The organism is Pseudomonas sp. TE12508 (assembly GCF_056279485.1).
This window is the reverse complement of record NZ_JBWCCN010000009.1, coordinates 45,617-72,173: the sequence shown is the minus strand read 5'-3', so window position 1 is coordinate 72,173 and position 26,557 is coordinate 45,617. Positions and strand designations below refer to the sequence as shown.

General features: G+C 58.2%; 23 protein-coding genes. 7 read left to right on the top strand and 16 right to left on the bottom strand.

What is annotated here, in order from left to right; genetic code table 11:
* Window positions 1-139 precede the first annotated feature (139 nt).
* Entirely contained in the window at window positions 140-1,042 is a 903-nt protein-coding gene (locus ACZ9IM_RS14210; RefSeq protein ID WP_476224266.1) for a LysR family transcriptional regulator, read from the top strand.
* A 39-nt stretch (window positions 1,043-1,081) separates the two neighbouring features.
* On the opposite strand, the gene ACZ9IM_RS14205 is transcribed toward ACZ9IM_RS14210, so the two are convergent.
* From ACZ9IM_RS14205 to ACZ9IM_RS14195, 3 genes are all read right to left on the bottom strand, one after another.
* Complete coding sequence (locus ACZ9IM_RS14205) at window positions 1,082-1,333, bottom strand: DUF1652 domain-containing protein (RefSeq protein ID WP_063340259.1); 252 nt, start codon at window positions 1,331-1,333, stop codon at window positions 1,082-1,084.
* A gap of 134 nt (window positions 1,334-1,467) precedes the next feature.
* Window positions 1,468-2,367: a polysaccharide deacetylase family protein gene (locus tag ACZ9IM_RS14200; protein ID WP_476224265.1), complete on the bottom strand. Its 900-nt coding sequence runs from the start codon at window positions 2,365-2,367 to the stop codon at window positions 1,468-1,470.
* Between the two features lie 169 nt (window positions 2,368-2,536).
* The gene (locus tag ACZ9IM_RS14195) at window positions 2,537-3,484 is read right to left on the bottom strand and encodes an ABC transporter substrate-binding protein (protein WP_476224264.1); all 948 of its coding nucleotides are present in this window, start codon (window positions 3,482-3,484) and stop codon (window positions 2,537-2,539) included.
* Window positions 3,485-3,780: 296 nt separating this feature from the next.
* Here ACZ9IM_RS14195 and ACZ9IM_RS14190 point away from each other — a divergent pair, with 296 nt between their 5' ends.
* The 3 genes from ACZ9IM_RS14190 (at window position 3,781) to ACZ9IM_RS14180 (ending at window position 6,465) form a co-directional block, all read left to right on the top strand.
* On the top strand, window positions 3,781-4,767 hold the full coding sequence (locus tag ACZ9IM_RS14190; RefSeq protein WP_476224263.1) for an aliphatic sulfonate ABC transporter substrate-binding protein: 987 nt from the start codon (window positions 3,781-3,783) through the stop codon (window positions 4,765-4,767).
* A gap of 144 nt (window positions 4,768-4,911) precedes the next feature.
* Window positions 4,912-5,748 (top strand): ABC transporter permease, encoded by an 837-nt coding sequence (locus ACZ9IM_RS14185; protein ID WP_476224262.1) that lies wholly within the window; start codon window positions 4,912-4,914, stop codon window positions 5,746-5,748.
* A gap of 3 nt (window positions 5,749-5,751) precedes the next feature.
* Complete coding sequence (locus ACZ9IM_RS14180; RefSeq protein ID WP_427623076.1) at window positions 5,752-6,465, top strand: ABC transporter ATP-binding protein; 714 nt, start codon at window positions 5,752-5,754, stop codon at window positions 6,463-6,465.
* Between the two features lie 184 nt (window positions 6,466-6,649).
* Here ACZ9IM_RS14180 and ACZ9IM_RS14175 read toward each other — a convergent pair whose 3' ends face one another.
* The 3 genes from ACZ9IM_RS14175 to ACZ9IM_RS14165 are packed head-to-tail and all read right to left on the bottom strand — an operon-like array spanning window position 6,650 to window position 7,878.
* Window positions 6,650-6,808: a hypothetical protein gene (locus ACZ9IM_RS14175; RefSeq protein WP_007895518.1), complete on the bottom strand. Its 159-nt coding sequence runs from the start codon at window positions 6,806-6,808 to the stop codon at window positions 6,650-6,652.
* Window positions 6,809-6,868: 60 nt separating this feature from the next.
* The gene (locus ACZ9IM_RS14170) at window positions 6,869-7,180 is read right to left on the bottom strand and encodes an AzlD domain-containing protein (protein WP_162830927.1); all 312 of its coding nucleotides are present in this window, start codon (window positions 7,178-7,180) and stop codon (window positions 6,869-6,871) included.
* A complete protein-coding gene (locus ACZ9IM_RS14165; protein WP_032830637.1) occupies window positions 7,180-7,878 on the bottom strand; it encodes an AzlC family ABC transporter permease in 699 nt (232 codons plus the stop codon). Before ACZ9IM_RS14165 ends, ACZ9IM_RS14170 begins: the two co-directional genes overlap by 1 nt.
* A 393-nt stretch (window positions 7,879-8,271) precedes the next feature.
* Between ACZ9IM_RS14165 and dapA the strand changes: the two genes are divergently transcribed.
* Both dapA and ACZ9IM_RS14155 read left to right on the top strand, forming a co-directional pair.
* Window positions 8,272-9,147 (top strand): 4-hydroxy-tetrahydrodipicolinate synthase, encoded by an 876-nt coding sequence (gene dapA, locus ACZ9IM_RS14160; RefSeq protein WP_476224261.1) that lies wholly within the window; start codon window positions 8,272-8,274, stop codon window positions 9,145-9,147.
* Between the two features lie 60 nt (window positions 9,148-9,207).
* Entirely contained in the window at window positions 9,208-9,594 is a 387-nt protein-coding gene (locus tag ACZ9IM_RS14155) for a DUF2784 domain-containing protein (RefSeq protein WP_427623073.1), read from the top strand.
* Window positions 9,595-9,609: 15 nt separating this feature from the next.
* On the opposite strand, the gene ACZ9IM_RS14150 is transcribed toward ACZ9IM_RS14155, so the two are convergent.
* Together ACZ9IM_RS14150 and ACZ9IM_RS14145 are read right to left on the bottom strand one after the other, a co-directional pair.
* Window positions 9,610-11,187, bottom strand: a complete 1,578-nt coding sequence (locus ACZ9IM_RS14150; protein WP_476224260.1) for a sensor domain-containing diguanylate cyclase — start codon at window positions 11,185-11,187, stop codon at window positions 9,610-9,612.
* 150 nt (window positions 11,188-11,337) lie between these two features.
* Window positions 11,338-11,865 (bottom strand): DUF3087 domain-containing protein, encoded by a 528-nt coding sequence (locus ACZ9IM_RS14145; protein ID WP_123494201.1) that lies wholly within the window; start codon window positions 11,863-11,865, stop codon window positions 11,338-11,340.
* 226 nt (window positions 11,866-12,091) lie between these two features.
* Here ACZ9IM_RS14145 and ppnN point away from each other — a divergent pair, with 226 nt between their 5' ends.
* Window positions 12,092-13,465, top strand: coding sequence for a nucleotide 5'-monophosphate nucleosidase PpnN (ppnN, locus tag ACZ9IM_RS14140; protein ID WP_008075186.1), 1,374 nt, complete (start codon window positions 12,092-12,094; stop codon window positions 13,463-13,465).
* 272 nt (window positions 13,466-13,737) lie between these two features.
* Here the strand turns inward: ppnN and ACZ9IM_RS14135 are convergent, their stop codons facing one another.
* The 8 genes from ACZ9IM_RS14135 to ACZ9IM_RS14100 form a co-directional block, all read right to left on the bottom strand.
* Window positions 13,738-14,097, bottom strand: a complete 360-nt coding sequence (locus ACZ9IM_RS14135) for a DUF6124 family protein (protein ID WP_427623070.1) — start codon at window positions 14,095-14,097, stop codon at window positions 13,738-13,740.
* A 781-nt stretch (window positions 14,098-14,878) separates the two neighbouring features.
* A complete protein-coding gene (locus ACZ9IM_RS14130) occupies window positions 14,879-15,250 on the bottom strand; it encodes a hypothetical protein (protein WP_427623069.1) in 372 nt (123 codons plus the stop codon).
* A gap of 2 nt (window positions 15,251-15,252) precedes the next feature.
* Window positions 15,253-15,381 carry an HNH endonuclease gene (locus ACZ9IM_RS14125; RefSeq protein WP_476224259.1) on the bottom strand — a complete coding sequence of 43 codons (129 nt, stop codon included), beginning with the start codon at window positions 15,379-15,381 and terminating at the stop codon, window positions 15,253-15,255.
* 101 nt (window positions 15,382-15,482) lie between these two features.
* Window positions 15,483-15,932 carry an SMI1/KNR4 family protein gene (locus ACZ9IM_RS14120; protein ID WP_476224258.1) on the bottom strand — a complete coding sequence of 150 codons (450 nt, stop codon included), beginning with the start codon at window positions 15,930-15,932 and terminating at the stop codon, window positions 15,483-15,485.
* 257 nt (window positions 15,933-16,189) lie between these two features.
* A complete protein-coding gene (locus ACZ9IM_RS14115) occupies window positions 16,190-16,597 on the bottom strand; it encodes a hypothetical protein (RefSeq protein ID WP_427623066.1) in 408 nt (135 codons plus the stop codon).
* 370 nt (window positions 16,598-16,967) lie between these two features.
* Entirely contained in the window at window positions 16,968-17,429 is a 462-nt protein-coding gene (locus ACZ9IM_RS14110; RefSeq protein WP_427623065.1) for an SMI1/KNR4 family protein, read from the bottom strand.
* 277 nt (window positions 17,430-17,706) lie between these two features.
* A complete protein-coding gene (locus ACZ9IM_RS14105; RefSeq protein WP_427623064.1) occupies window positions 17,707-17,952 on the bottom strand; it encodes an Imm74 family immunity protein in 246 nt (81 codons plus the stop codon).
* Window positions 17,949-26,543 carry a two-partner secretion domain-containing protein gene (locus tag ACZ9IM_RS14100; RefSeq protein ID WP_476224257.1) on the bottom strand — a complete coding sequence of 2,865 codons (8,595 nt, stop codon included), beginning with the start codon at window positions 26,541-26,543 and terminating at the stop codon, window positions 17,949-17,951. Before ACZ9IM_RS14100 ends, ACZ9IM_RS14105 begins: the two co-directional genes overlap by 4 nt.
* Window positions 26,544-26,557: the final 14 nt, after the last annotated feature.

Below are 26,557 nucleotides of genomic sequence, written 5' to 3'. Positions count from 1 at the left end.
ACCCGTCAGGTTCTTAAAGTTCTGGAACGGATTCTGGTACGGCTTTTTCCGGGCGGCCAATATAGAATTGGTCTGACTCGATACCTTAAAGGTATTTAACAGCTTAAAGGTATTCAACAGACCGACGTCCGGAGGCCTCATGGAACTGCGTCACCTGCGGTATTTTCAGGTGCTGGCTCAAACCCTCAACTTCACCCGCGCGGCCGAGTTGCTGCACATCGCCCAACCGCCGCTGAGCCGGCAGATCCAGCAGCTGGAAGACGAACTCGGGGTGCTGCTGCTGGAGCGCGGCCGACCGCTGAAGCTGACCGACGCCGGGCGGTTTTTCCATGAACACTCCACCGCCCTGCTCGAACAGTTGGCCAAGGTGTGCGACAACACACGGCGGATCGGGCTGGGCGAAAAGACCTGGCTGGGCATCGGCTTTGCACCATCGACACTGTATGGCGTGCTGCCGGAACTGATTCGCCGATTGCGCAGCGGTGAGCCGCTGGCGCTTGAGTTGGGGCTCTCGGAAATGACCACGTTGCAACAGGTGCAGGCGCTCAAGGCCGGGCGCATTGATATCGGCTTCGGGCGCATCCGCATCGACGACCCGGCGATCATCCAGACTGTTTTGACTGAAGACCGGCTGGTCGCCGCCCTGCCTGCCGGCCATCCATTACTGGCCGGACCGATCAGCCTTCGTGACCTGGCAAAAGAACCCTTCGTGCTCTACCCCGGCAACCCGCGGCCCAGCTACGCCGACCACGTGATCGCGTTATTCGAATCCTATGGCGTGCATATCAACGTGGCGCAATGGACCAATGAACTGCAAACAGCGATCGGTCTGGTGGGTGCGGGAATCGGGGTAACGTTGGTGCCGGCCTCAGTGCAGTTGCTGCACCGCGACGACATTGGCTTCACCCCGGTGCTGGAAGATAACGCGACCTCGCCGATCATCCTCAGCAGGCGCGTGGGCGATGTATCGCCGGGGTTGAATCATTGTTTGCAGATGATCGATGAACTGCTGCCGCGCGACAGACCTGAAAAACAGGCCTGAGCCGTAATGCAATCTGTAGCAGCTCCTACAAGGAGTGCGTTAGGCCATTACACCAGCGAAGGCTCGGCGCCCGGCGCGCATTTCGGTGCGAAGTTCGCCGATCAGGTTGGAAATATCGCGGACACTGGTCAACTCGTCGGGCGATACACCGGTGATCAACAGTTCAATCCGCCCGGTAGTGCGATCGAAGACCTTGATCCGCAATGTCTCATCGCGATTCACGGTGCACTCGCAGGACAGCGGTTTGAAACCGGACTCCACAATGCTGCAAAGCTGGGTAACTGGAACCATGGCGAGCGCCCTCGGGGACGGTATTCCGATTGGATCCACTCAGCGTAGATCAACTTCAATAAACCCGCGCCAGCGAACGCTAACAATTAGTGTTAGCTACTTCTCACTTTGAACAGTTAATCGCCCGACATCGATCAGTGGGTATCTGCGCCCCATAACCAGTTCCAGATGCCTGGCAACTCAACCGCTTCTGAACTGTCACGGACAGTACGCGCCATGGCCGCCCGCTGCAGCGCTGCCGTGTCGTCGTAAAACGCTTTCTGCGCCGTGACCAGACCGGTGGCACTGGCACTGTCGAGGAGGATTTGCAGGTATTCCCGGGTATGCCGGGCGGTGTAGCGATTCAGGTCGTGAAAGGTCACTACCACCGGAATCACTCCGTCCACCGTCGGCAACTCGCCGAGGGCAATGCGCTCGCGGACTTCGGACAGTTGCCGCAGCATATTGGCCCGCCGACGGGGGCTGGCGTTGAAGCCCCAGATCTTGCCGTCATTGGCGCTCAGGTCGGTCAGCAATACGTGCATGCCATGTTGTTGATAGGCCGCAAAGGTACGTTTGTCATAGTTCCAGAATGGCGGACGCACCAAGGTCGGCGTGGTTTTGCTGATCGCGGCGATGTCTGCGCTGCCATCAGTGAGTGACTGTTCCAGTTCTTCCGGGTCCAGAGAACGATGGTTGGTGTGCCGGCGCGTGGCCGTGTGGAAGCCCAGCAGGTGACCTTCGGCGTGTTCGCGACGCATGATCTGTCGACCCGCTTCACTGCCGCCGGCGCGTGAGTCACGGGTCTGCACGAAGAACACCGCTTTAATGTCGGGTTGCAGCGGATTGCGCGCGAGACTGTCGAGCACGGTGACGGTCGGGTTGTAAAAACCCGACGCGCTGGGCCCGTCGTCGAAGGTCAGCAGAAAGCGGATCGGCGCTTGTGTGCGCAGACCCTGTTGCGTCTGCGGCGTCATTTCAATGGGCGCGGCAATGCAGCCCAGCAAGCCGACTGCGATGGAGAACGCGGAGAGAACCTTGACCAGCTGCTTCATGTTTTGCCTTGGACCAGACCTTGCGGTCATCACGTTTAATGGCAAAAACCCCTCGCCCATTCATCCCTCGACCGGCCCGCAAATCGCTGCAAGCCGAGGTTGGATAAGGGTACACAGTGTTTGGTTCCGGCGCCCGCTCCCGGACTCGCGTTATGCCTGCGATTTTCGGTTATTGCGCCAGCGCCTGCTGGAACGAGCTGTCGATGATCGGTGCCGTCGCCAGGGCCGCCGGCAATGCCTTGACCTTGAACAGGAAGTCCGCGGTGCTTTGCAGATCCGCCGCGGCCTGCTGATCCACCGGACCGACAGTCATGTGCGCCTGGCGCAGCCAATGGCGTGACACGTTCTGATCAAGGTTGGCCTTTTTCGCCCAGAGATCGGCGTACTCGTCAGTGTGGGTGTCGACCCAGGCCCGGGCCTTTTTCAGGCGCACCAGGAAGTCGGCAATGGCTTCGCGTTTGCTGTCGATCGAAGGCGTCGAAGCGGCGATGGCGCTCAGGCCGGGCATCAGGTTTTTGGCAGTAAGAATCGGCCGGGCACCGGAGAACAGAATCTGCTGGGAAATGTAGGGTTCCCAGACCGGAAACGCGTCGATGCTGCCTTGGGGTAACGCGGCAGCGGCGTCGATTGGCATCAGTTTGATGAAGTCGACGTAGTTATCCGGCAAATCGGCTTGTTCCAAGGCGCGCAGGGTCAGCTGCTGGCTCCAGGCGCCGGGCCAGTACGCGACTTTCTTGCCCTTGAGATCGGCGATGGTTTTCACCGGCGAGTCCTTGGGCACCAGCAAGGCGATGGTGTCCGGGTTCTGCCGCGACACACCGATCAGCTTGACCGGTGCCTGTTTGGCGGCCAGAAACAGAAACCCCGAATCACCGAGAAAACCCAGGTCCAACGCGCCGGTATTCAGCGCTTCGGCCAGCGGCGCAGCGGCCTGGAAGTGCTTCCAGTCAACGGTGTAGGGCGCTCCTTGCAGCACACCCGAAGCCTCCACCGAGGCGCGAATGTTGTAGTAGTTCTGATCGCCGACGTGCAACACCACGGGCTCGGCACCGTAGCTCAAAGGCGCGGCAAACAGGGCGCTGGCCAACAGACCGCGCAAGTATCGGGACAGGTTCATCAGGGGCTCCTGGAGGGCTATTTTTATAGACCATAACGCTCTTGTAAAAGCCTGATTAAATTCTATTTATGCATAAGCTCATGACCGGGAACAGTCGGTGTTTACCCAGCAACAGTGACTCAACAGACTGTTTTCCCCGGTGCACCCTGATACCCCATCATCCGCCTCCCACCCCTGATAAACCGGCAATTCCAGGACATGGCACAGAGCCTGCAATATTCCTTTAACGCAGGAAGCACTCAAGAAAAATGATTTTTCGGAAATAAGAATCTCGCCGCCTTGCCAGGAGCTGTCCCATGAAACCGATCTTCCGTTTTCCCAACGTCAGGCACCTGCTCAGCGCCTGCGCACTGGCCCTATGCCTGCCGACCTTCGTCCAAGCGGCTGAAACGCCACCGGCCGAAGTGCATCTGGACTATGCCTACTATTCGCCGGTCAGCCTGGTGCTCAAACACTTCGGTTTTCTGGAAAAGGCCCTGCCACAGACCAAAGTCAGCTGGGTGCTGAGCCAGGGCAGCAACCGCTCGCTGGAATACCTCAACAGCGGCGGTGTCGACTTCGCCTCGTCCGCCAGCCTCGCCGCCGTGCTCAGCCGGGCCAACGGCAGTCCGATCAAATCGGTTTACGTATACAGCCGCGCCGAATGGACGGCGTTGGTGGTGCGCAAGGATTCACCGTACAAAACCGTGGCCGACCTCAAAGGCAAGAAAATCGCCGCGACCAAAGGCACCGACCCGTACCTGTTCACCCTGCGCAGCCTGCAACAGGCCGGCCTGACCAAGGACGATGTGGAGCTGGTGCACTTGCAACACCCGGACGGTCGCACCGCATTGGAGAAAGGTGACGTCGACGCTTGGGCCGGCCTGGATCCGCACATGGCCGCGAGCGAAGTCCAGGCCGGTTCGCGCTTGCTGTACCGCAACACCCACTTCAACAGTTACGGCGTGGTCAGCGTCACCGAGACCTACGCCAAAGAGCATCCGAAAACCATCGAAACGGTGCTGAGCGCTTACGAAAAAGCTCGCGACTGGGCGGTGAAAAACCCTGACGAGCTGGCGAAGTTGCTTGCCACCGAGTCCGGTCTGCCGCTGGAAGTGGCCCGACTGCAACTGTCGCGCACCGACCTGGGCAGCCCGCAACTGAGCGCCAGGGATGTGATCGCCTCAAAGGCTGCCGCACCGATTCTGGTCTCCGAAGAACTGGTTCGCCGTGGGGTGAATGTCGATCAAGTGATCGATCAGCTGATCGATACCGGCTTCAAACAAACCGTGGCCCGTCAATAAAGATCAAAAAATCGCAGCCTGCGGCAGCTCCTACAGGGAGAGGCGTACACCGTGGATTCATGGTTGTGCCCGATCAATGTAGGAGCTGCCGCAGGCTGCGATCTTTTGATCTTGCTTCAAATCAGCCGTCATTGGAGAGCCCCCATGACCAGCAACAGCAAAGACCTGCCCGCCAGCCTGACGTTGCCCGCGCCGCGCCGTCTCAGCAACGCTTGGCAATTGCGCCTCAAGGGCCTGGCCCTGCCAATACTGATCGTCCTCGTGCTGGAATTCGTCGTGCGCATTGGATGGCTGCCGTCCTACCAAATGCCCGCGCCGAGCGAAATCGCGCTGACCTTGAGGGACCTGGCCGAAGGCGCGCTGTGGAAACACATCAGCGCTAGCCTGCTGCGGGTGCTGCTCGGATTCGCCATTGGCGCCGGTCTGGCGCTGCTGTTCGCTGCGTGGGTCGGTTTGAGCCGCGAAGCCGAAGCCTGGCTGGAGCCGACCTTTGCCGGCCTGCGCTCAATCCCGAGCCTGGCCTGGGTGCCGCTGTTGCTGCTGTGGCTGGGCATCGACGAGACCTCGAAAATCGTCCTGATCGCCATTGGCGCTTTCTTTCCGGTATACCTCAACGGCGTCGCGGCGATTCGCAACATCGATCGCAAACTGGTCGAAGTCGGGCAGATGTATGGCTTCAGCCGGCGTCGATTGGTGCGGAGGATTCTGTTGCCTGCTGCCCTGCCCGGCCTGTTCACCGGCCTGCGTAGCGGCATGAGCCTGGCCTGGATGTTTCTGGTGGCCGCCGAGCTGATCGCCGCGACCAAAGGCCTGGGGTATTTACTCAGTGACGGGCGCGAAACCTCACGCCCGGACATCGTGCTCGCCGCGATCATCGTCTTGGCACTGCTGGGCAAACTCAGTGACGGCATCCTCGCAGGCTGTGAGAAACGCTTCCTGGCCTGGCGCGACACCTTCAACGGCCAAAGCACAGGGGATTGAGCCATGACCGAACACCTGCTGGACATTCGCGTCGAGCGCAAAACCTTCGCCGCCACCACAGTCCTGAAAAACATCCACCTGCAATTGCAGCCCCGGGAAACCGTCAGCCTGCTAGGCCCCAGCGGCTGCGGCAAAAGCACCTTGCTGCGGATTGTCGCCGGCCTGGAAAAAGACTTTCAGGGTGAACTGCGCAACAACGCTGGCGAAGTCGCCTTCGTGTTTCAGGAACCGCGACTGATGCCGTGGCTGACGGTCGAGCAAAACATCGGTTTCAGCGCCGACAGCAATTACGACAAGGCCTGGGTCGCCCAACTGATCGAAGAAGTCGGTCTCGACGGTTTCGCCCAGGCCCTGCCCAAAGCCCTCTCCGGCGGCATGGCGCAACGGGTCGCGATTGCCCGCGGCCTCTACTCGCGGCCGCAGGTTTTGCTGCTGGACGAACCCTTCAGCGCGGTGGACGCTTTCACCCGGATGAAACTCCAGGATCTGTTGCTGCAACTGGCCGGGCGCCACGCCATCGCCCTGCTGCTGGTGACCCATGATGTCGATGAAGCGCTGTACCTCAGCGATCGCGTGCTGGTGATGGACAACCGCCCCAGCAGCATTCGTCAGGAACTGGCGGTGGAACTGGCGCATCCGCGGGACCGGCGCGATCCATTGCTGGCGCGCCTGAAGGCGTTGTCATTGACCGAGTTGCAGCGGGCGCATGTCATTTGACGATGCCCCACTCTTGACCTGTGGGAGCGGGCTTGCTCGCGAATGCGGTGTGCCATTCAGCATTGATATTGACTGACACACCGCATTCGCGAGCAAGCCCGCTCCCACAGGTGATTGCATTTCAGGCATCGAAAATTAAAAAGCCCCGCTGTCTATGGCGGGGCTTTTGGCATGTGCAGATCTGTCAGGGCTTCAGCGGGCGCTCCTGGTCGCGGTCCGACAGTTCTTTACCGTCATCGGGATGCTTCCAGTCCGGCGTCGAACGCCTCTGCTGCTCGAGCTCTTCCTCCGTCGGTTCATCGATGTCCTCATCCGGGTCCGGACGCTTTGGTTCAGTGGCCATGCTCACCTCTCTTCCTGAAGGGATCTCCTTTAAGCGTAGAACAGTTTCTCCGGGGACGACTCAGAGCCACCACCGCAGCAAAAAGAAGAACCCCATGCTCAACAACATGCTGAGCAAGGTGTTGCGGGTGTAAAGGACCAGGCCCACGGCCACCAGCGAACTGATCAGGTACGGGTTGTCCCACTGCAGGTTCAACTGTTTGTCGGGCATGAACACGATCGGCCCGCAGATCGCCGTGAGCATGCCCGGCACCGCAAAACCGAGGAACTGCCGGGCATTGCTGCTCAAGCGCACCGGCAGCCGAGGCTCGAGAAATACGTAGCGGTTCAGGAACACCAGCAGGCCCATCCCGATAATCACAGCCCAGACCATCATGTGCGCCCCACATAGAGTTTGTTGCAGATAAAGCCTGCGGTCATGCCCGCCAACCCCGACAACACCAGGGCCGAGCCCCATTGCCAATAGCTGAACAGCACCGAACAGAACAGTGAAACCGCCACGCAGACCACCGTCGGAACATTGCGCACCACTGGCGTGATCAAGGCGATAAAGGTCGCCGCGATGGAAAAGTCCAGCCCCAGGTGTTCAAGGCCCGGAATGCTGCTGCCCAGCACAATGCCCGCCAGGGTGAAGAGGTTCCACGCGATGTAAAACGTCAGGCCCACACCCAGGGCATACCAACGATTGAATTGCTGTTTGTCATGCTGACTGGTCAGGGCGAACAACTCGTCGGTGAGCAAAAAGCCCAGCCCCACACGCCAGCGGCCCGGCAACGGGGAAATCACTGAGCGCATGCTCATCCCGTAAAGCAAATGCTGGGAGGTCAGCAACAACGTGGTCAACAGGATCGAAAAGACCCCGGCACCACCCTTGAGCATGCCGATGGCAACCAATTGAGCCGCGCCGGCAAACACGATGCTCGACAGCCCCTGGCCTTGCAGCGGTGTGAGATTGGCCTCGATGGCCATGGATCCGGCCAGCAACCCCCAAGGCGCGGTCGCCAGGGACAACGGCATGATGGCCGCGGCACCGCGAAGGAATGCACTGCGCGGCATGAGTGAATTGGACATATCGCTCTACAACCAGGGAAAGACCCCAGACTGTGCCAGCAGTCGCGGTGGATGGCTTGAACAATCTTGCGCACTTGCAAGCGACCGGTGCTGATTTTCGAGATTGACAAACATCGCGCCGACTTTTAAAACTGAGCACCTCATTCAGGGTGTAAGCAACCATGTCCGCAACCTTCAACCTCAACACTGTCGTCATTGGCTTGAATGCCAAGGCGCAAGGTTGCGTTGCGCACGCCCTTAAATCGAAGAAACAGTCGCTCATGTGACCGGGGCGCGCTGTCCCGTCAGATGAGCTGACAGGACATTGAGCGCGGCGGATACTCCCTCCTTCTTGCTGACTTCCTTCTACGCTTCTGACGGTGACGAAATCGGTCAACCTTCAGGAGAAAGTGCATGTCATCGTTTCAAGGTATCTGGGTTCCCATCGTTACGCCGTTTCACGATGGCGCGATTGACTTCGCCGGGTTGCGGCGGCTGGTCCGTCATCTGCTGGAAAAAGGCGTCGATGGCATTGTGGTCTGCGGCACCACCGGGGAAGCCGCGGCGCTGGGCAAACATGAGCAATTGGCGGTGCTCGATGCGGTGCTGGAACTGGTTCCGCCAGAACGTGTGGTGATGGGCCTGGCCGGCAACAACCTTGCCGAGTTGCTGCACTTTCAAAGCGAAATCCTCAAACGTCCCCTGGCGGGTTTACTGGTTCCACCGCCGTACTACATCCGCCCTTCCCAGGCCGGCCTCGAAGCTTTTTTCAAGACCGTCGCCGATGCGTCCAGCGTCCCGGTGATTCTCTACGACATTCCCTATCGCACCGGCATCGCCTTCGAACAGGCGACCCTGCTTCGGATCGTCGCCCACGAGCGGATCGTCGCAATCAAGGACTGCGGCGGCAATCCAGCCACCACTCTTGCGCTGCTCTCCAGCGGCAAAGTCGATGTGCTGTGCGGCGAAGACCACCAGATCTTCGGCGCGTTATGCCTGGGTGCCACAGGCGCGATTGCCGCCTCGGCCCATGTTCATCCCGAGTTGTTCGTGACGCTGTATCAACAGATCCGCGATAACCGGTTAGCGGCCGGCCGGACGACCTTCTTCCAGTTGCTACCGCTGATTCACAGCCTGTTCATCGAGCCCAATCCCGCCCCGGTGAAAACCGCCCTGGCCCTTGAAGGGTTGATCCGCGACGAGCTGCGATCGCCGATGCAACGCAGCAGTGAAGCCACGGCGGTGCGTTTGAAGGAAGTATTGGCAGTGCTGGAAAACAGCAATCGATAGAGCACACGCGCCCAGCCCGAGTACCATGGAGCGATTCACATAACGCGTCAGGGAATCGACATGCTTTACCGAATCGCCGCCGACGGGCTGGTGCTGTCTCACTTGCTGTTCATTCTGTTCGTGCTGTTCGGCGGGTTGCTGGTGCTCAAATGGCACCACTTGGCCTGGTGGCACCTGCCCGCCGCCGCGTGGGGCGTGACCGTGGAAGTTTTCCACCTGACGTGCCCACTGACCGAATGGGAAAACCTCATGCGCCACGCGGCCGGGCAAACCGGTTATGGCGGCGGTTTTATTGAACATTACGTGTGGCCGATTATTTATCCGGCCGGGCTGACCCCCACGATTCAGCTAGGGTTGGGCAGCGTGGTGCTGGCAATCAACGTGCTGATCTACCTGCGGCTGATGCGCTTATGGAAGCGGCGACATCCGACTCATTCAGGGCAATAACCGCTCTGGTTGAGTTCAGTTGGCAATGACGCTCATGTTCCGGCCACTGGCCTTGGCCACATACAGCGCCTTGTCTGCGGCGCCGATCAAATCTTCGGGCTGGCTCTGCGCCGTCTGGTTGTAGGCACAGACCCCCAGGCTGACCGTGACGAGGCCTTCGGGGCTGCCGCTATGCTTGATGTCGATTTGCTGAACCGCGCGACGGATCTTTTCCGCCACCAGAAACGCCCCCACATAATCGGTGCCGGGCAGCACCACCGTAAACTCCTCACCACCGAAGCGGGCAGCAAGATCGCCGGGGCGCTGGATGTTGTCGGTGATGACGGTGCTGATCTTGCGCAAACACTCATCGCCCGCCAAATGACCGTAATGATCATTGAAACTCTTGAAATGATCGACATCGATCATCAGCAACGCAAGGCTGGTGTGGGTACGCCTGGCACGGCCCATTTCCGCCAGGATGAACAGGTCGAATTGGCGCCGGTTGGAAAGGCCGGTCAGTGCATCCTCCAGAGCCAGCAACTTGAGGCTATGGTTGACCTCAATGAGTTTTTCCTGAGCCTCCAGCAATTCGTTCTGAATATTATTCTGCTGCTTCATGACACGGATCAGGCGATAGCCGAGAACGCCCAGAAACCCCAGCAGCAATGAGACGATCCCCGCACTGAGGATTGACTCCTGCACCCAGCTGGCCAGGACTTCTTTTTTGTCGAGCGCGGCAAAAACGATAAGCGGATAACCCTCCACCCGCCGAAACCCCACCACCCGCTCCACCCCGTCCACGTAGGATCTGACGATTGCCGTACCGGAATCGCCCTTGGGCAACAGTTGGGTAAACAGCGGCCCCTTGGCGACGCTGGTGCCGATATCGGTTTCCTTGAACGGTCGGCGAACGACGATGGTGGCGTCGTCGGCGATCAAATTGACCACCCCGTTACTGCCCATGTCGATGCTGTTGTACAGGTCCAGGAAATGGTTGAGATAGATCGAGGCCACCACCACGCCGGCAAACCGGCCATCGGCGTGATTGATCCGGCGTGACACGGTCATGATCCACTCACCGGTCGAGCGGCTTTTTATCGCCGGACCGATATGAGGACCGCGGTCGGGATGATCACGGTGGTAGATGAAATATTCACGGTCGGAATTATTGGCATTGGGCGGTATGACGTTAATGGCGTTGGCGAGCCAGCGTCCTTCTTCGTCGAATACGAATAACCCATGGATCTGCGCCAGCTCACTGCGCTGGGCGTGGAGCAAGCGTTGCAGTCTGGGCATTTTCGCCGGTTCCATGCCGTCGATTTCAAGGCGATCCACCAAGGCAAACAGCAGCGTGTCGGCCTGCTTGATCGATGCCTGCGCCTGCGAGGCGAGGGTTTGCGCCAGGTTGGACATCTCCACTTCGCTGCCGCGCAAATGGTACTGGCGCGCATTCCAGCCTTCACCGATCACGATGGCCGTCATGGACAGGCACACCGCAACGAGCAGGAAGACTGCGTATCGAACCTTGAGTTTCGACTCAACCTGCCCGGGTAACCAAGGCGTGGCGAGTCGGGTGCTTTCGATACGATCTTTGACGGACGGATGCCCCATGACGCTCCCTTAATCCCTTATGACATGGCGAATTTTCCCGTTCGCCCTTTTAGCGCCAGCCAGCCGTGGCTGGCGCTCAGACCACTATGACTCATCAACGAATACGATAGGTGATTTGCGCGAAAATGCTCATCGCCAACAATCGCAAGGCTACATCTGCGTCTGTTTCACCGCCTCAAGCCAGGCCGGATTCAATTGCGTCTGTTCGGTCTCGATGCCCAGCGCTTCCATCCGCGCCTTGTGCTGGTCCATTTCACGGGTCAGCTGGCTATGGTCGCTGGAGTTGCCGTCCAACTGGTGCATCTGGCTCAACCCCAAGTGATAAAAACGCAGCAGCTTCATGGCGCTCGGATCGCCCTTCTCCACTGCCGCCGTGACCTGGTGCATGACGTTGGTGATGCTCATCAGGCTGCGCTTGAGCTGCCAACCGTAGACCGCTGGCGCCATCCATTCCTGGGTCCAGAACTTGCCGCGCATCAGCGCCGCCATCAGCAATAATGCGGCAAACACACCGCCCACGTTGAAACGCAGATTGTCGCCGCCGGGCTCACCGAACAACGCCACCGCCGCCGTGGACAGCACCATCGCCAGCGCCAGGAACATCAGGGCGATGATTACCGTGCTGCGCCGCGTCTGGCGTCGATAGGTTTCGGCATTCATTGGCTGGATTTCGAACATCGCGACGGGGTTCCTTGCATCAATGGTAGAAGGCTCTGTAGCAAAAAGACTGCGGGGCATTATCGCCTCCCCGAAGGATTTAGCTATGCTGGGGCTCCTTTTCATCTTTCCATGTCAAACGGGGAACATGGCGATACAGCGCAGTTCGTGCCATCTTCTCCATGGATACACACTATTCGGATGCCATGCGCCTGCCGGCGGGTGACATCGTTTTAAGGATCATTGAATGACCCAACGACATGTAATCAACGCCTCGGTCAGCCCTAAAGGCAGCCTGGAAACACTGTCCCAACGTGAAGTACAGCAACTGAGCGAAGCCGGAACCGGCCTCACCTACACCCTTTTCCGCCAGTGCGCCCTGGCCATCCTCAATACCGGCGCCCACGTCGATAACGCCAAGACCATTCTGGAAGCCTACAAAGACTTCGAAATTCGCATTCACCAGCAAGACCGTGGCGTGCGCCTGGAACTGCTGAACGCCCCGGCCGACGCTTTCGTCGATGGCGAAATGATCGCCAGCACCCGTGAAATGCTCTTCAGCGCCCTGCGCGACATCGTCTACACCGAAAACGAACTCGACGCCTTGAGCATCGACCTGAGCACCTCCCAGGGCATCAGCGACTACGTCTTCCACCTGCTGCGCAACGCCCGCACCCTGCGCCCCGGCGTCGAACCGAAAATCGTGGTGTGCTGGGGTGGCCACTCGATCAACACCGAAGAATACAAATACACCAAGAAAGTCGGCCATGAACTCGGCCTGCGCAGCCTGGACATCTGCACCGGTTGCGGCCCGGGCGTGATGAAAGGCCCGATGAAAGGCGCGACCATCGCCCACGCCAAACAGCGCATCCACGGCGGCCGTTACCTCGGTTTGACTGAACCCGGGATCATCGCCGCCGAAGCGCCGAACCCGATCGTCAACGAACTGGTGATCCTGCCGGACATCGAGAAACGTCTGGAAGCGTTCGTCCGTGTCGGCCACGGCATCATCATTTTCCCGGGCGGCGCGGGCACAGCCGAAGAATTCCTGTACCTGCTCGGCATCCTGATGCACCCGGACAATGAAAGCCTGCCCTTCCCCGTGGTCCTCACCGGGCCGAAAAGCGCCGCGCCGTACCTGGAGCAGTTGCACGCCTTCGTTGGTGCCACCCTCGGTGAAGCCGCGCAGCAGCATTACGAGATCATCATCGACGACCCGGCTGAAGTGGCGCGGCAAATGACTCAAGGCCTCAAAGAGGTCAAACAGTTCCGTCGCGAGCGCAACGACGCGTTCCATTTCAACTGGCTGCTGAAGATCGACGAAGGCTTCCAGCGCCCGTTCGACCCGACCCACGCCAACATGGCCAACCTGCAACTGAGCCGCAACCTGCCGTCCCACGAACTGGCCGCCAACCTGCGCCGCGCGTTCTCCGGCATCGTCGCCGGCAACGTCAAGGACAAGGGCATCCGCCTGATCGAAGAACACGGGCCGTACCAGATCCGTGGCGATGCGGCGGTGATGCAGCCGCTGGACAAACTGCTCAAAGCCTTCGTCGCCCAGCACCGGATGAAACTGCCGGGCGGCGCGGAATATGTGCCGTGTTATCAGGTGGTGGCGTAACAATATTGATGTGAGCTTTAACATCACCCCTGTGGGAGCGGGCTTGCTCGCGAAGGCGGCGTAACAGTCGACATCTCTGTTGAATGTTAAGCAGCTTTCGCGAGCAAGCCCGCTCCCACACTTTGACAAGAAACCCCGCGTGATGCGGGGTTTTGATCGTTCCCACGCTCTGCGTGGGAATGCCTCAACGGACGCTCCGCGTTCGGCTCTGGAAGGGACGCGGAGCGTCCCGGGCTGCATTCCCACGCAGAGCATGGGAACGATCATCCTCGCTAACCTCGTGGATCGAGGTTATCCAGCACTCGATTCACCGCCAACTCCCCAAGCATGACCACCGATTGAATCCCCAACATCACATTGCGATGTGGCATATCCATCAATCCGGCGAACTCACTGAGCATCATGCTCGCTGACGCCAGGGATTCGCAGGCGTTGACCAGCAGGGTTTCGTTATCGACCTTCGCACCCACATGGTAAATGGTGCTGGGTTTGCGCTGGATGGCTTTGGGGATGGGTGGTTTGAGGTAGTGGTCGAGGGCGCGGTCGGCGGCTTCGTGGAGTTTTTTGGAATCGAGGGATTCGTACGGGGAGGTTGGATCGGTTTCCGGTGGATTTGGTGTTGGTTTGAACATATGACGCTCCTAGAGTTATGGAGCCGCTACAAATCGCTGCTAAACGAAAAAGAGGTGGCGGCTGTACGCGGGTTAGCAGACCAGGACTCTAGAACCCGGCGCACCGAAGTGCCCCACGCAAAGCCGCCATAACATGAACGGTTAACGTTGTACGTCTAGAGATGACCCGGGCTGCTAAACCCGATCGCTGATTCGTCAGCGACCCGGAAACGATAGAGCCCGGCCTCAAGGCGCACAAGCCGGCGGATTCTGGCGTAGTCGTAGGCAACGGCGCAAGGCTGTGTAGTCTGAGTGAGTGTCTGGAGATGTCGATTAAACATCGCCTGTTTATTGGTCTGACTGTGGGTTTTGTGTTGGATGGGCCGGCCCCTTCGCGAACAAGCCCGCTCCCACAGGGGATTTTCGGTGAACACATTATTTGTGTACGCCCGAAATCCAATGTGGGAGCGGGCTTGCTCGCGAAGAGACCCGAAAAAAACACCCTCCAACTTTCGGTCAAACCACCGGATAAGTAAATTCGTCCCCTTTCCCTTCCAGTGCCGTCTTGTGGCGACTGGGCTTGGAATACTGGCGTTGCGGACGCGGCTCAAACTCTCGGGAAACCTTGGAGAGACTTGATCGCACATTGCGAGACGAGGTACATCAACAGGCACAGGTGCTGGGGTAGATTTGTGGGGATCCCTCAGGGACAGATTTATTTTCTGACCACTACGCCCGAAGAAAACAAATAAATCCGCCCCAAATCCGCCCCCCTTTTCCTTTATTCCCTACTCCCCCAAAACTACAGTTCAATAAAACTAAACGCCTGACGAAACGCTTGCTCTGTCGTGGGGGCTGCCTCTAATTTTTTCAAAGCCTCCTCTAGAGACAAAGGCATATCGTAAGGCTTCATCCCGCGACGAACAGCTATGCCATACAGCGCATACTCTTCATCATCACTATGTTCCCAATAAGGTACCCTACCGATGATCTGATAGATTTTAAAAATTTCATCATCAAACTCCATTAGGTCATACAGAAAATATGGCGCGTTTTCTAAGGTGGCACTCTGAGCGCACCAGATTTGGAACTCAGTTTTACTGATAGCCTCACAAAATAGACAGACAAGTACGAACCCCATCAACTCGTCGTTATAGCGCTCGAAATTCAACATAATTACATTCCTCCTATAGCTTCGCCACCGATATGCCCCGTCTTTTTATGTACCATCTCAGGAATCAATTGCATTCGGCCGTTATCCTGATGGTGATGCCATGTGTAATCATCAATTTTCCTAGCGCCCATTTCAATCAAAATAAGGGGACAGATTTATTTTCTGACCACTACGCCCGAAGCAAACAAATAAATCCGTCCCCTTATCCGCCATTCTTAAAATTTTTCGACGCTCAGTTTTCTGCACGCCATTCGACTAGCCCCTTAACATACTTAAGCTTATCCAACATAAAACTAGAAAAATCCACCGACAACACTTTAAACCCATCAGCTTCAGAGCTAATCTCCACTACCGACCAATTATCCCTGGAATCAAAAGCATATAGCACATCACTTGAGTTACCAGCAAATACATACACACCCTCATACCCATCTACTTCTCTACCAGACATAGAAGAATACTTTACTGGACCATCATTTACATAAAACGCAGCGTCTAGCTCACCGAATCCAAAGTCCGCAAGAAATTCCAGATAATCAGTAGGCACACCTCTTCGGTCCGAATCGTCAACGCCGTTCAGTATGGCATCAACATTAGATATACAGTCACCATAACCCCCTTCATAAAGCTCAGCGGATGTTATTGCGCCTATAAGCTTTCGCATTTCTACTGCATTTTTCATAGTTATCTACCAAATAATTTTTCTGCTGAACCTTGCGCTCTATTAATGCCTCCCTGATGTTCTACACCTCGTGACATAAGGGGATTTATTTTCTGACCATGCGCCCGAAGCAAAAAAAATAAATCCATCCCCTTTTCCTGATACCAGTTGAGAGCGGATAAGTAGCAGTTCGGTAGCTGCCGAATAGCAGAAAAGAATCAACAGTTCGGCAGATAAAACAACACCGGCACGAGGTCGGTGTTGAAGGTTGCCAGGGTTCAAGAGAACTCTATTTTGCACTCTGACAGAGGGATCGAGCGGCCATCGGAGATGGCAAATTGATCACCTTCAATTCGGGCAAGAAGTAGGCCACGAGCCTTTGCTCCTGACTCAACTGCCTCCCGCCAACCTTCTATATCTCCATGGTAAGACAACACATGAAATAGATGGCCATCCGGCATATAAATTTTGCAACTGTCGGACACAACGCCACCGCTAGTTGCCCTTATTGAACCTGCAGAATCCAAGATGGCGTTAAATTGTTTCTTGGCTTTACTCTTCCCATCGTCTTCGTAGTAAACAAACTCCACCCCCTCAACAGGTCTTAAGCCTGGCAGCGCACGTTGCCCACGCTGCTCAATTGTTCCGCCAAGAATTTGTTCCAACACTTCCCGATCACTACTCATTACACGCCTCACTTAGTCGCCGGAGCGATTAAAAACTTAAAGTTTTCGACGCCTGCCTCGGTAAATACTTTTGAATAGAAACTCGCCAACTCTGAATGCTAAAAAAAGGAGACAGATTTATTTTCTGAACGCTACGCCCGAAGCAAACAAATAAATCCGCCCCCTTTTCCTCACCGTGCGTAAGCGTGGACTCGCTCCGAAATGGCAGCAGCAATTGGAAGCCATTGACCGGCTACCTAAGAGCCAACAAAAATTCGTTGCACAGATATCGCTCAGGCCACGACTAAAGCGAGCAGTGAAGGAAGGGCTGTTTTGCAGTAAGTAGATAACACAACACCGGCACGGGGCCGGTGTAGGATGAGGATATCTATCAAATATGAGCAGAAATTCGTTTATATAAAAATTCATAAAAATCTGAAGCGTAATTAACATTCTCGCCAGATGGAAGCCGAAGACTCACGGGGCACTCACCATCTTTAAACCTTGAATAGTCAAAGAAAAAGACTTCCCCCATGTCAGTTCCGCTAATCACAAGCTTTTTTTCATCTACCAGATTATTTTTTGTGCCCACAATATGTTGATAGACAATATCTCCCCCATTGACACTCTCAAAGTCCACGCCATAGATACTGTAAATTTCTTCAGTACCAATTTCCCCACCCGCATACGTCTTTAAAAACCACTTGTACGACCCTGGCAGTTCTAGCCCTAGCCTCTGCTCCGCCTTCTTAATCCAGTCGTCACCCACGTGATCGACCTCACTACCAAAGCACACGATATCAGGATGCAGTGATACTAAATCCTCAATTTGATGCGCCGTAATTTGGCTCATTCCCAACTCCTAAAATCTGCAGATCGTCGCTGCCAGTACTGCACCTTCCACTTATCAAAAGCTGCCCTATCAATACAAGAAACAAAGGGGACAGATTTATTTTCTGACCACTACGCCCGAAGCAAACAAATAAATCCGTCCCCTTTCCCGTCCCCTTTCCCTTCCCTATTCCCCTTACTTTAGAACGCTCAGTAACAGCGCTCGGGCTATATGGATCATCCACCACAGATGGTTTACCACCACTGAGCCCACTCGCACCTCCATCTTTTGCACCTTTTTAATTCTCAATCTCTAAGGTATGCCCTCCCCTGAAAAAATCGGCCTGAATATCAGAGATAACCGTATCGATATCCTCGGAAGTCATAATCTGATGTTGGTTAGGCACGTCCCAAAACCTCATGGAGTTTCTATACACCACAAAGCCCATTTTATCGTTACCAGGAAAGAACATCTCGCCTTGAGCGGTCGCCGTTCTATCTCCAATTTTTACTTTGATATGACCTCGAGAGACTTCAAGAATCACTGCTCACCCCTCACATAAATAACTTTCTCGCCCATTGTTACAGGATCGATAGTAATAATTTTATCTACGTTAGGATTTTTCATCAACGCAGGCAACTCTGCTGTTTCCCACACGTTTCCGGGACGTAAACTCTGTCCGATTACTGCACGCACGGTCCCAGAAACTCCATTTGCATACTGAGCAGAGATGTCTTGCCATGCCTTCACAACGACTGGATTTGTAGCGTCCCATGCTGGCATTTGTATACCACGTTGGGCCATCAATGCTTCAAGGGTTGTTCCTCCTTGTTGCGTAGCAATCTGCTGGGCTATATCTGCACCACCAACCCCATCAGTTCGACCAGACCAGAAAAACGCCTCATTTGGATTAGTCGATACGCCTTTTGCACCCGCAATCTTCGCCTCAGCCGCCACCAACTCTGCCAGATTACCCCCAGCCTTCGGCCTCAGTCCACCCTCGGCGGTTTCGTAATAAAAGATGCCATCAGAGCCGACGACTTCAGTATTACCGGTCCTGGTATTAACGACCCGACGATAGCCTTCCGGCAGTGCACCCGTCTCGTTAAACGCCGCTCCTGCTGAGCTACCCTCACGATACCCCGCTGGAAGTACAACGTTGTCAGCGGCTTTAATGACCGTACTACCCGCCCCCAACTTCGCCAGCGTCTTAACCCGGTTCACCGGAAGGAAGTTCAACGCAAATTCAACGTCGCTTTGCGCCCGGATCGCGGCGCTGGCGGCGGTGTTACCTTGCATGTCGTACAGGGTTGCCAATGCCGCTTTGGTTTGGCTCGCCTCGACGCTACTCATCAACGAGTCGACCGGGTGCTTGGTCAGCCCTACCAGGCCATTGGCGATTTGTTCGCTGCCTTGCACCGGGTTGCTCAGCAAGGCCCACGCCGAACCCGCTGCCTCCGACAATGCCTTCCCCGCACCTTGGGTGCTGCCGGTTACCGTGCCCCAATCCGTCAGGCCCGGGCCGACCGCCAGGTTCTTGTGGTAGTAATTGGCGTATTCATAACCGAGATCGCCTGTGAATAGCCCTTGCAGGTTGATGGCATTGATTTTGTTGTCCGCGTACTGCGCCGCATGGGTGCTGCTGTAGTTGGCGATTAACGCGGCGGTTTCGGTGGGGGTGTAGGTTTTCTCGGGACCGGTTGCCGGAACATCCGTCGCCGCTGCGGGTGCGTACGTGGCGCCCAGCGGTGCCAGCGCGATGCCCAAATGCTTCACCGTCAGGGCATCGGGCGCAGCACCTTGGCCGCTCAGCACACCGTTCCAGTCTTTGTCGGTGTAATAAACCAGCGCTTTGGCCAAGCGACTTTCCGCTTCTTCAGGGCTGAGATTGGCTTCCTTCGCCAGACTGTCGGCCTGTTTCTTCAGCAACGGGATTTCGTCTGGATGAAGCTGGCGGTTGTACTGATCGGCCATCAGCGAAACCCAGGCCGCTTTTTCAACGTCTTTACCGGCAAGACCGGCGGCGGTCAGGCCGACGATTTGTGCGGCGGCCTCGCGATATTCCGGCTGCGTTTTGAAGACATCATTCAAAGCGCCAGCCATGGCCTGGCTGGCACCGGCGGCCACTGCACCGGTCGCGAAGTCGCCGCCGGTGGCCGAGGACATCGCGCCGCCCATCATGGCGTGCAGCGCGGTTCGTCCAGCGCCACCCTCGGCCCACAGCGCCATGCCGACCGAGTCTTTATCGGCCGCTGCCTTGAGGTACTCTTTCTGAGCGAAGCTGCCGACCTGGCTGAACCCCACAGCCGCCGCAACGGTCCCGGCCTGGGCCACGAGTTCATCGACCAGGTTGTCGCCCAGGCTGCCGCCGTTGACTGCGGTTTTGACCACGCCCGAGGTAACGCCTTGTGCGCCGGCATGCACGGCGAAACCACCTATGCCCTCAAGGGTGGATAAGTCGAAACCCTTGGTGATGCTGTTGTAAGGCTTGGTTGTCCCGCCCAATTTCGGGTCGATCACGCCAGTGGTAAACCCGGCGACCATCCCGGAAATGGCGGCATTTTTCAGGCTGTCGCTGCTGAACGTGTCTTTAACAGCCGCGCCCAGATTTCCCTTGTTGTTGATTACGCTGACAGCACCCGTGCTGGCCATGGACGTCATCGCCGCCGTGGCCATGACGTTGCCCCAGCCTGCCCCGACATAGGTTGCCCCTGCGGCCACTGCCTCGGCAGTCGTCGCCGCCGCCATGGCGGAGGCGGTGCCGGCCTGAGCCCCGGCCGCCGCGCCAGCCAGACCACTGGCCGCACCTGCGGTGAGGATCGTCACGATAATGATGATCGCCAGCATCGCGCCCTGGCCCAGGCTGGAGTGGCTGTACTTGAAGGAGTCATGCACCTCCTTCACTTGGCGCCAGTCCACATCCCCGCGTTTTTCCGCTTCCTTGACCCAGGCCAGTTGCGGGTCGGCCTTGACCATCGCATCGATGGTCTGGCTGACGGTGTTTTGATTGATCTGTTTGATGTCGATTTTCAGCCCATCGACAGCCCGAATGGCCAACGAGCCTTGGGCAATCAGCGTGCTCTGACGCAACGTCTCATCGGTATTGCCCTTACCCTTGGAGCTGGTCCAGGCCAAATCGCTCTTGCTCTTGGTGTGGCTTTCGTCGTGGTAGTCCTTGACCCCCTCGAAAGCGATGGCACCGCCGCTTTCAAGAATCAGGTCTTTGCCACTGTTGAGCTTGGCGACCTGGTAGCGCTGATCGCCGGCACTGGCGAGGGTGAGGCGGCCGCCGGTGTTGATCTCGGTACCGACGTGGGTGATCTGAGTGACTTCATCGCGCTGGGCCTTCTTGGCGCCCCAGTTACCCTTTTCCTTCATGTCATACAGCGTATGCATACTGTTCTGCGCGGCCAGCAGGCTCAGCTTGTTGCCGCTGTACAGATACGCTTCGTTGCCGGCGCTGATCTTGCTGGCGATGAGGTTGATGTCACGAGCGGCCTGGGCGTTGAAGTTGTTGCCCGCGCTCAAGATGCTGGCGATCTGGGTGGTACGGTCGTTTTCTTCAGTGATGCGTTTTTTGCCGTCCTTGGTTTTGCTCGCGACGTTGTGGATTTCGTCGGCCGAGGTCACGTTGAAGTCCTGGCCGGCGCTGATGGTCAGGTTGTTCCCGGCCTTGACCTGGCTGGCAATGACATTGACGTCGCGGCCCGCATCCACGGTCAGGTTGCCGCCGACAGTAACGGTCGCGGCGAGGTTCTTCACGTCAGTGGTGATGCTCGACTTGTGGCCGCCGTCGCTGAATTCGTGTTTCTCGCTGGTATCGGTTTTGGCCGCCAGGTTGATGTCCCGGCCCGCCGTCAGGGTCGCGTTGCCGCCACTGCTCAAGGCGCCGTGGTTGGTCAGGTCGCGGCCGGCCGCAACGGCCAGGTTTTCCCGGGCGCTGATGCTGCTGCCCGCGTCGGTCAGGGTGCGCATGCCGGCGCCGTCACGAACCTGAATCGCGGTGCGGTCGTTGATGATGTCGCCCTTGAGCGCGACAAGGCTGACCTGGCTGGCGCGGATCTCGCCGACCATGGCGTTGCGAATGCTGTCTTGCGCCAGTATTTGCAGGTCGTTGCCGGCCTCGACCAGCCCGCCCTGGTAGACGCTGCCGGTGCTTTGGAGGTTGAGGTTATTGCTGGCGCGCAGCGTGCCGACGTTGACCAGATCGCCGCCGGTGAACAGGTTCAAGTCCCGGCCCTGAATCAGGCTGCTGCCGCGTACGTTACGGTTATCTGCCTGGGCCAGGTACAGCACTGGCACGAGGACTTTTTGCCCGTCGACGATGCGGTTTTCCATCCAAACAATGTCATGGGTCAGCGCGCTGACCTGCTCGCCCGTCAACGAGACGCCAAGGCTCAGGCGCAGTGCGTCTTTGCTGGCGAGGGCGTTATCCATCAGGTAGCGGTATTGCTCGTAATCGCTGGTCAAACCGCCGGCGAGAAAACGCTGGCCGGTTTTCGCCAGCACCGCATCGCGAATCAGGCGCTGCTCGTAGAGGCCATCGCCGAGTCGACGCCAAGTGCTGTCGGCGTTGACGTTCAACAGCTTGAGCAGGTAGTCCGAACCAAAGAACTGCGACAGGTTCGTGAGGTTCGGGTTGGTCTCGATCAGGTAGCGGCTTGTCGGGTCGGGGTTCTTGATGAACAACCCGTAATCGCCCTTGGGCGTTTGGAAATTCGGCCCGGCCGTCGGGTCCACAGAGGTGAAAGGTAGCCCGCTGTAATCCACCGGTTTGAAGACGGTCTGTACGCTGCCATCCGCCGCGATACGCTCGATGGGTTGCACAGCGGCAGGCGTCACGGCGGCGGCACCGGTCGCCTGCGGGGTGAGGTTGATATTGACCTCACCTACCCCGACGCCGGTCTGGTCGTCGCCCAGCGTACCGGTCAGTTGTTCGAGCGTGTTCTCGTGCAGCGTGCCGTTTTGCACGGTACGCGTGACGCTGAGGTTGACGGTGGCGCCGGCTTGAATCGTGGCGGCGTAGGTCGGCTCAGGGTTGTCGGTCCAGACGGTGACATTGCTGCGCTCCTGGAAGCGGCTGTCGCTGGAACGCGATTTCAGCAGTTCGAAGCGGGCGTCGTCGTAGTTCCCGGCGGCAACGGCCGCGTTGAAGGCCGGGACGTCGACGTACTCCATCTGATCCCAATAACCGGTGGAAATGCGCCTCGGTGTACGGATCACGATGGTGTTCTGCCCGGTGCGAGTGGACGCGCCCTGGTTGAGCAGGTCATCGGCAATGATGGTCAGGTTGTTGTTGGCGGCCAGCAGGCTGTAGCGGTTCTGCACGCTTGAGGCCTGGATGTTGAGGTCTTTGCCTGCAACCAGGCGCGCCGAAGCAGAGTCTTTGATGGCGCGCTCGATGAACGTTTGGCCAATGGTGATCCAGCCGCGTTTGAAGGAGTCATGTCCGCCACAGTGTTGGCTGCACGCCCACTTCAAGGTGCCGCTCACCCGTTGTTGGTCCAGCTCGAATTCGGCTTTGGCATTTTCCAGCGAGACGGCGTGAAGGCTGATATTGCCTTGGCTTTCGACGGTCCCGGAGAGGTTTCTGAAACTTTGCGCGGCGGCGCCGTCGATGCCGGCGAAGCTAAGATTGCCGGCGCTGTAGAGGTCGCCATACCAGTTCAGCAGGCTACTGGCGCGCAAGCTCATGTCGCCGCCGCTGAACAGCAATGTATCGGCGCCGTTGGTGATGCCGCCGGTGGCGGTGAGGTCGACTTTGCCTTGGGCACCCAGTGTGCCGCGGTTGTCGATTTGCGCCGCGTCGATGCGCAGGTTCTGGCGGGCAGTCAGGTAACCGAGGTTATCCAGCGTACCGCTCAGGTTGAGGCGTGTGTCGGTGCCGCCCCCCATGCGTCCGCCGTTCTGGCGCACGTCATGGGCGGTGATAGCCAGCATTTTTTGCGCGGATAACCGACCGCTGTTGAACAGATCGCCCGTAAGGTTCAGCGTGAGGTCGCCATCGCTGAGCAACTCGCCGCCGTTATTCAGGCTGCCGAGGTTGAGCACCAGGGCGGTGCTGCTGGCCAGGCGATCGCCAGACTGAAGCGTCAGCGAATCGCTGGTGTAAGTCAGGGCCTCGTTGAGCTGTGCACGCCCCAGCCCATCCACCGCGCCAAAATTCCAGTCGCCGCTGCCCAGGCCGGTGATATCACCACCGGCACCGGTCAGGCGATCGAGGTGCAAGGTAAATAACCCGGTGTTGGCGTGTTCGAGGGTCCCGGTACGGTTATCCAGCGTGCTGGATTTGAAACTGAACGACGAGTTACCGACCTCGATGGTGCCATTGTGGTTATTGACGGTGTCGCTGAAATCGAGCGTGCTGATGTCGTCTGTCGAGACGCGAAGAGTACTGACGTTGTTGCCCAGCGCACGGATCCGCCCGGAAGCGCTGTTGTCCAGCGTGCCGCCCTGGAGTGCAAGCCAGGTGTTGGATTCGATCAGGCCACCCTGGTTGGTCAGTTGGTCGGCCGTCAGGTCAACGGTGTTGCCACTGAGCTGTCCACCGCTGTTGTCCAGCGTGGAGCCTTTGAACACCAGCGCGGTCTTGGCGAAGAGTTTGCCGGCGCGGCTGGTCAGTGAATCGACGGTCAGCTTCAGTTCACCCGCCAGGCTGGCGATCATGCCGGCCTTGGTGCCATCGCTGCTGTTATCGAGACTGCCGGCGGTCACCTCGACGGTGTCGCCCTGGATCGTGCCGCCAAGGTTGCCGATGCTGCCCTTGCCGAGCTTCAGGCTGGCAAGCCCACCGTCGGCGAGAATAACGCCGCCGCTGTTGTCCAGTCGGTTCCCGCTGTAGGTCAACCCACCGGACCCTGCGACCAGTTGCCCCTTCTGACCGTTGAGCAAAGTGGCCGCCTGAAGGCCCAGTTGCTGGCCGCGAATCGTGCCACCCTGGTTATCGATCAGGCTCGCGCCGGTGACGGTGACCGTGCTGTTACCGGCATCGATCACACCGGTGAGGTTGCTCAACAGGTTGCTGACATTCAGGACAACGTCGCCGCCATTGCTGACCAGTGCGCCCTTGCCGTTGTTGATCAGCCGTTGAGCATCGACCTGGATGGTTTTACCGAGCACTGTGCCCGCGCTGTTGTCCAGCCAGCCACCTTGCAGCAAAAGGCCGCCGTCGCTCTGAATGCGCCCTTTGTTATTGAGCAACTGCGCCTTGATGGCCGCCGGATCGAAAATCAGGCTCATGCCCCGGGCGCCTGCCGCCAGCAGCCCCGCGTTGCTGTTGTCGAGCCCCGAGGCGTTCAGATCAACGCGCTCGCCGACGATTTTCCCGCCGCGGTTGTCGACCTGCCCACCCGGCGCGCGAATGCTGACCTTGGTCCCCAGCACGCTGCCGAGCTGGTTATCGAGGCTCGAGGCTTTCAGATCGAGGTCACCATTGACCGCCAGCAGCCTGCCGCCATGGTTGATGACCTCCTGGCCCGTGACTGAAAGCTGGTTTTTCGCCTGGAGAGTGCCCGAAGTGTTGTCGAACCTGCCACGCGTGTTCACCCGCGCATTACCGGCGCTGGCAGAAAGCAGGCCGGCGCGATTATCAAGCGTGGTGGTATCGACGATGAGGCCGCCAGCGTCGATTTGCCCGCCACGGTTATCCAGCTGGCGGGCGGTGATTGTCAGGCTGCCGCCCAGCACCTGGATCAAGCCTTCGCGGTTGTCCAGGCTGTCGAGTTGCAAGGACGCCGCCTGCCCTGCGCCAAAGCGGATCACCCCTGCCAGGTTGACGATGGCCGGCGTATTGATCACCAGCTGCTGGTCACCGACGATTCGCGCAGCAGCGCCCTGATTGGTCACCCGGGCGCTGGTCAGATCGACCGCCGCGCCCTGAACCACGCCTTGATTGGTCAGGGTTGTGCTCGCACGGATGCTCAACGAGCGACTGGCTTCGAGACTGCCGGTGTTGGTCACGGAGGGGCTGGTGATGCTCAGGTCGCCCGTGGAGTTGCGGCTGTTATCGGCCTCGATGCCCGCGGCAATCACGCCGGAGTTACTGAGTTTTCCCGCATTGATGTCGATGCGGTTGCGGGCGGCCAGACTCTGCCGGTTGACCAGCTCGCCGGGCGTACGTACATCGACGCTGCCGGCGTAAGCCTTGCCGGTCATCTCGACACTCTGCGCGTTGACCCGCAAGGCACCTTGGGCCGATGTCTGCGCCATGCTCAGATGGCCACCGGCATCGATTTGAATATCGCCGGCACTGGCAGCCATGTTGCCCGCAAGCTTGACCCCGACGCCCTGCTCGGTGCCCACCAGTTTGATGGTGTTGGCATACATCCCGCCCAGCGCCGCCGCATCGATTGCCAGTTGAGGCTTGTCGGCATCACGGGCCGCGCGAGGGGTGGTGGCCAGGCTGTCGGCGTTGACGTTGTTGGCACCGGTAATGACATTCAATTGCCGGGCATGGATGTCTGCGTTGATCTTCGCCGAACGGGTAATCAGGTCGAATTGATCAATGTTGGCCGCATCAAGCCCCATGCCATCGATGGTGATGCTGCCGCCATCAACCTCGAAGTGATCAAGCTTGCCGCTGCCGTCGAGTACAGGCTTGCCGGTGCTGAGGGTCACGCGCGGCGTGTTGATGAAGCCGCAACCGTTACAGCTCACGCCGTAAGGGTTGGCAATGATGACCCTTGCTGACCGACCTGCCACTTCGGTGTAGCCGTTGAGCTGGCTGGGGCTACCGCCGTTGACTTCGTTGAGGATGGTGCCGGCTGCCCGTCCACCGAGCTGGCTGTTGCCCAGGATGTGGCCGCCCAGTTGGGTGTTCTGCACCGCGTTCGTCGCGTTGTTGAGGATCACGCCCTGGCGACCGACGTTGTAATCCTTGAACTGGTTGTGCGAGAGCCCGGCACCGTTGGGCGCGGCAATATTGATCACCGGTACGCCGTTGCCGGCCTGCCCTATGCCGGTCTGGGTGTTGCCACTGACGGCGATGCCCTCGGCCTGGGCCCAGATCGGCTGCCAGAACATGACGTTCGCCAGCAGCAATGCCAGCAAGCGTTTGGGCATGCCCAGGAAGTGCGTGCGAGGGGCCACGGCAGCCGAAGGCTGGCGGGACAGAAAGGCAAGCTGGTGAACGTCCATATTCAGAATCTCGA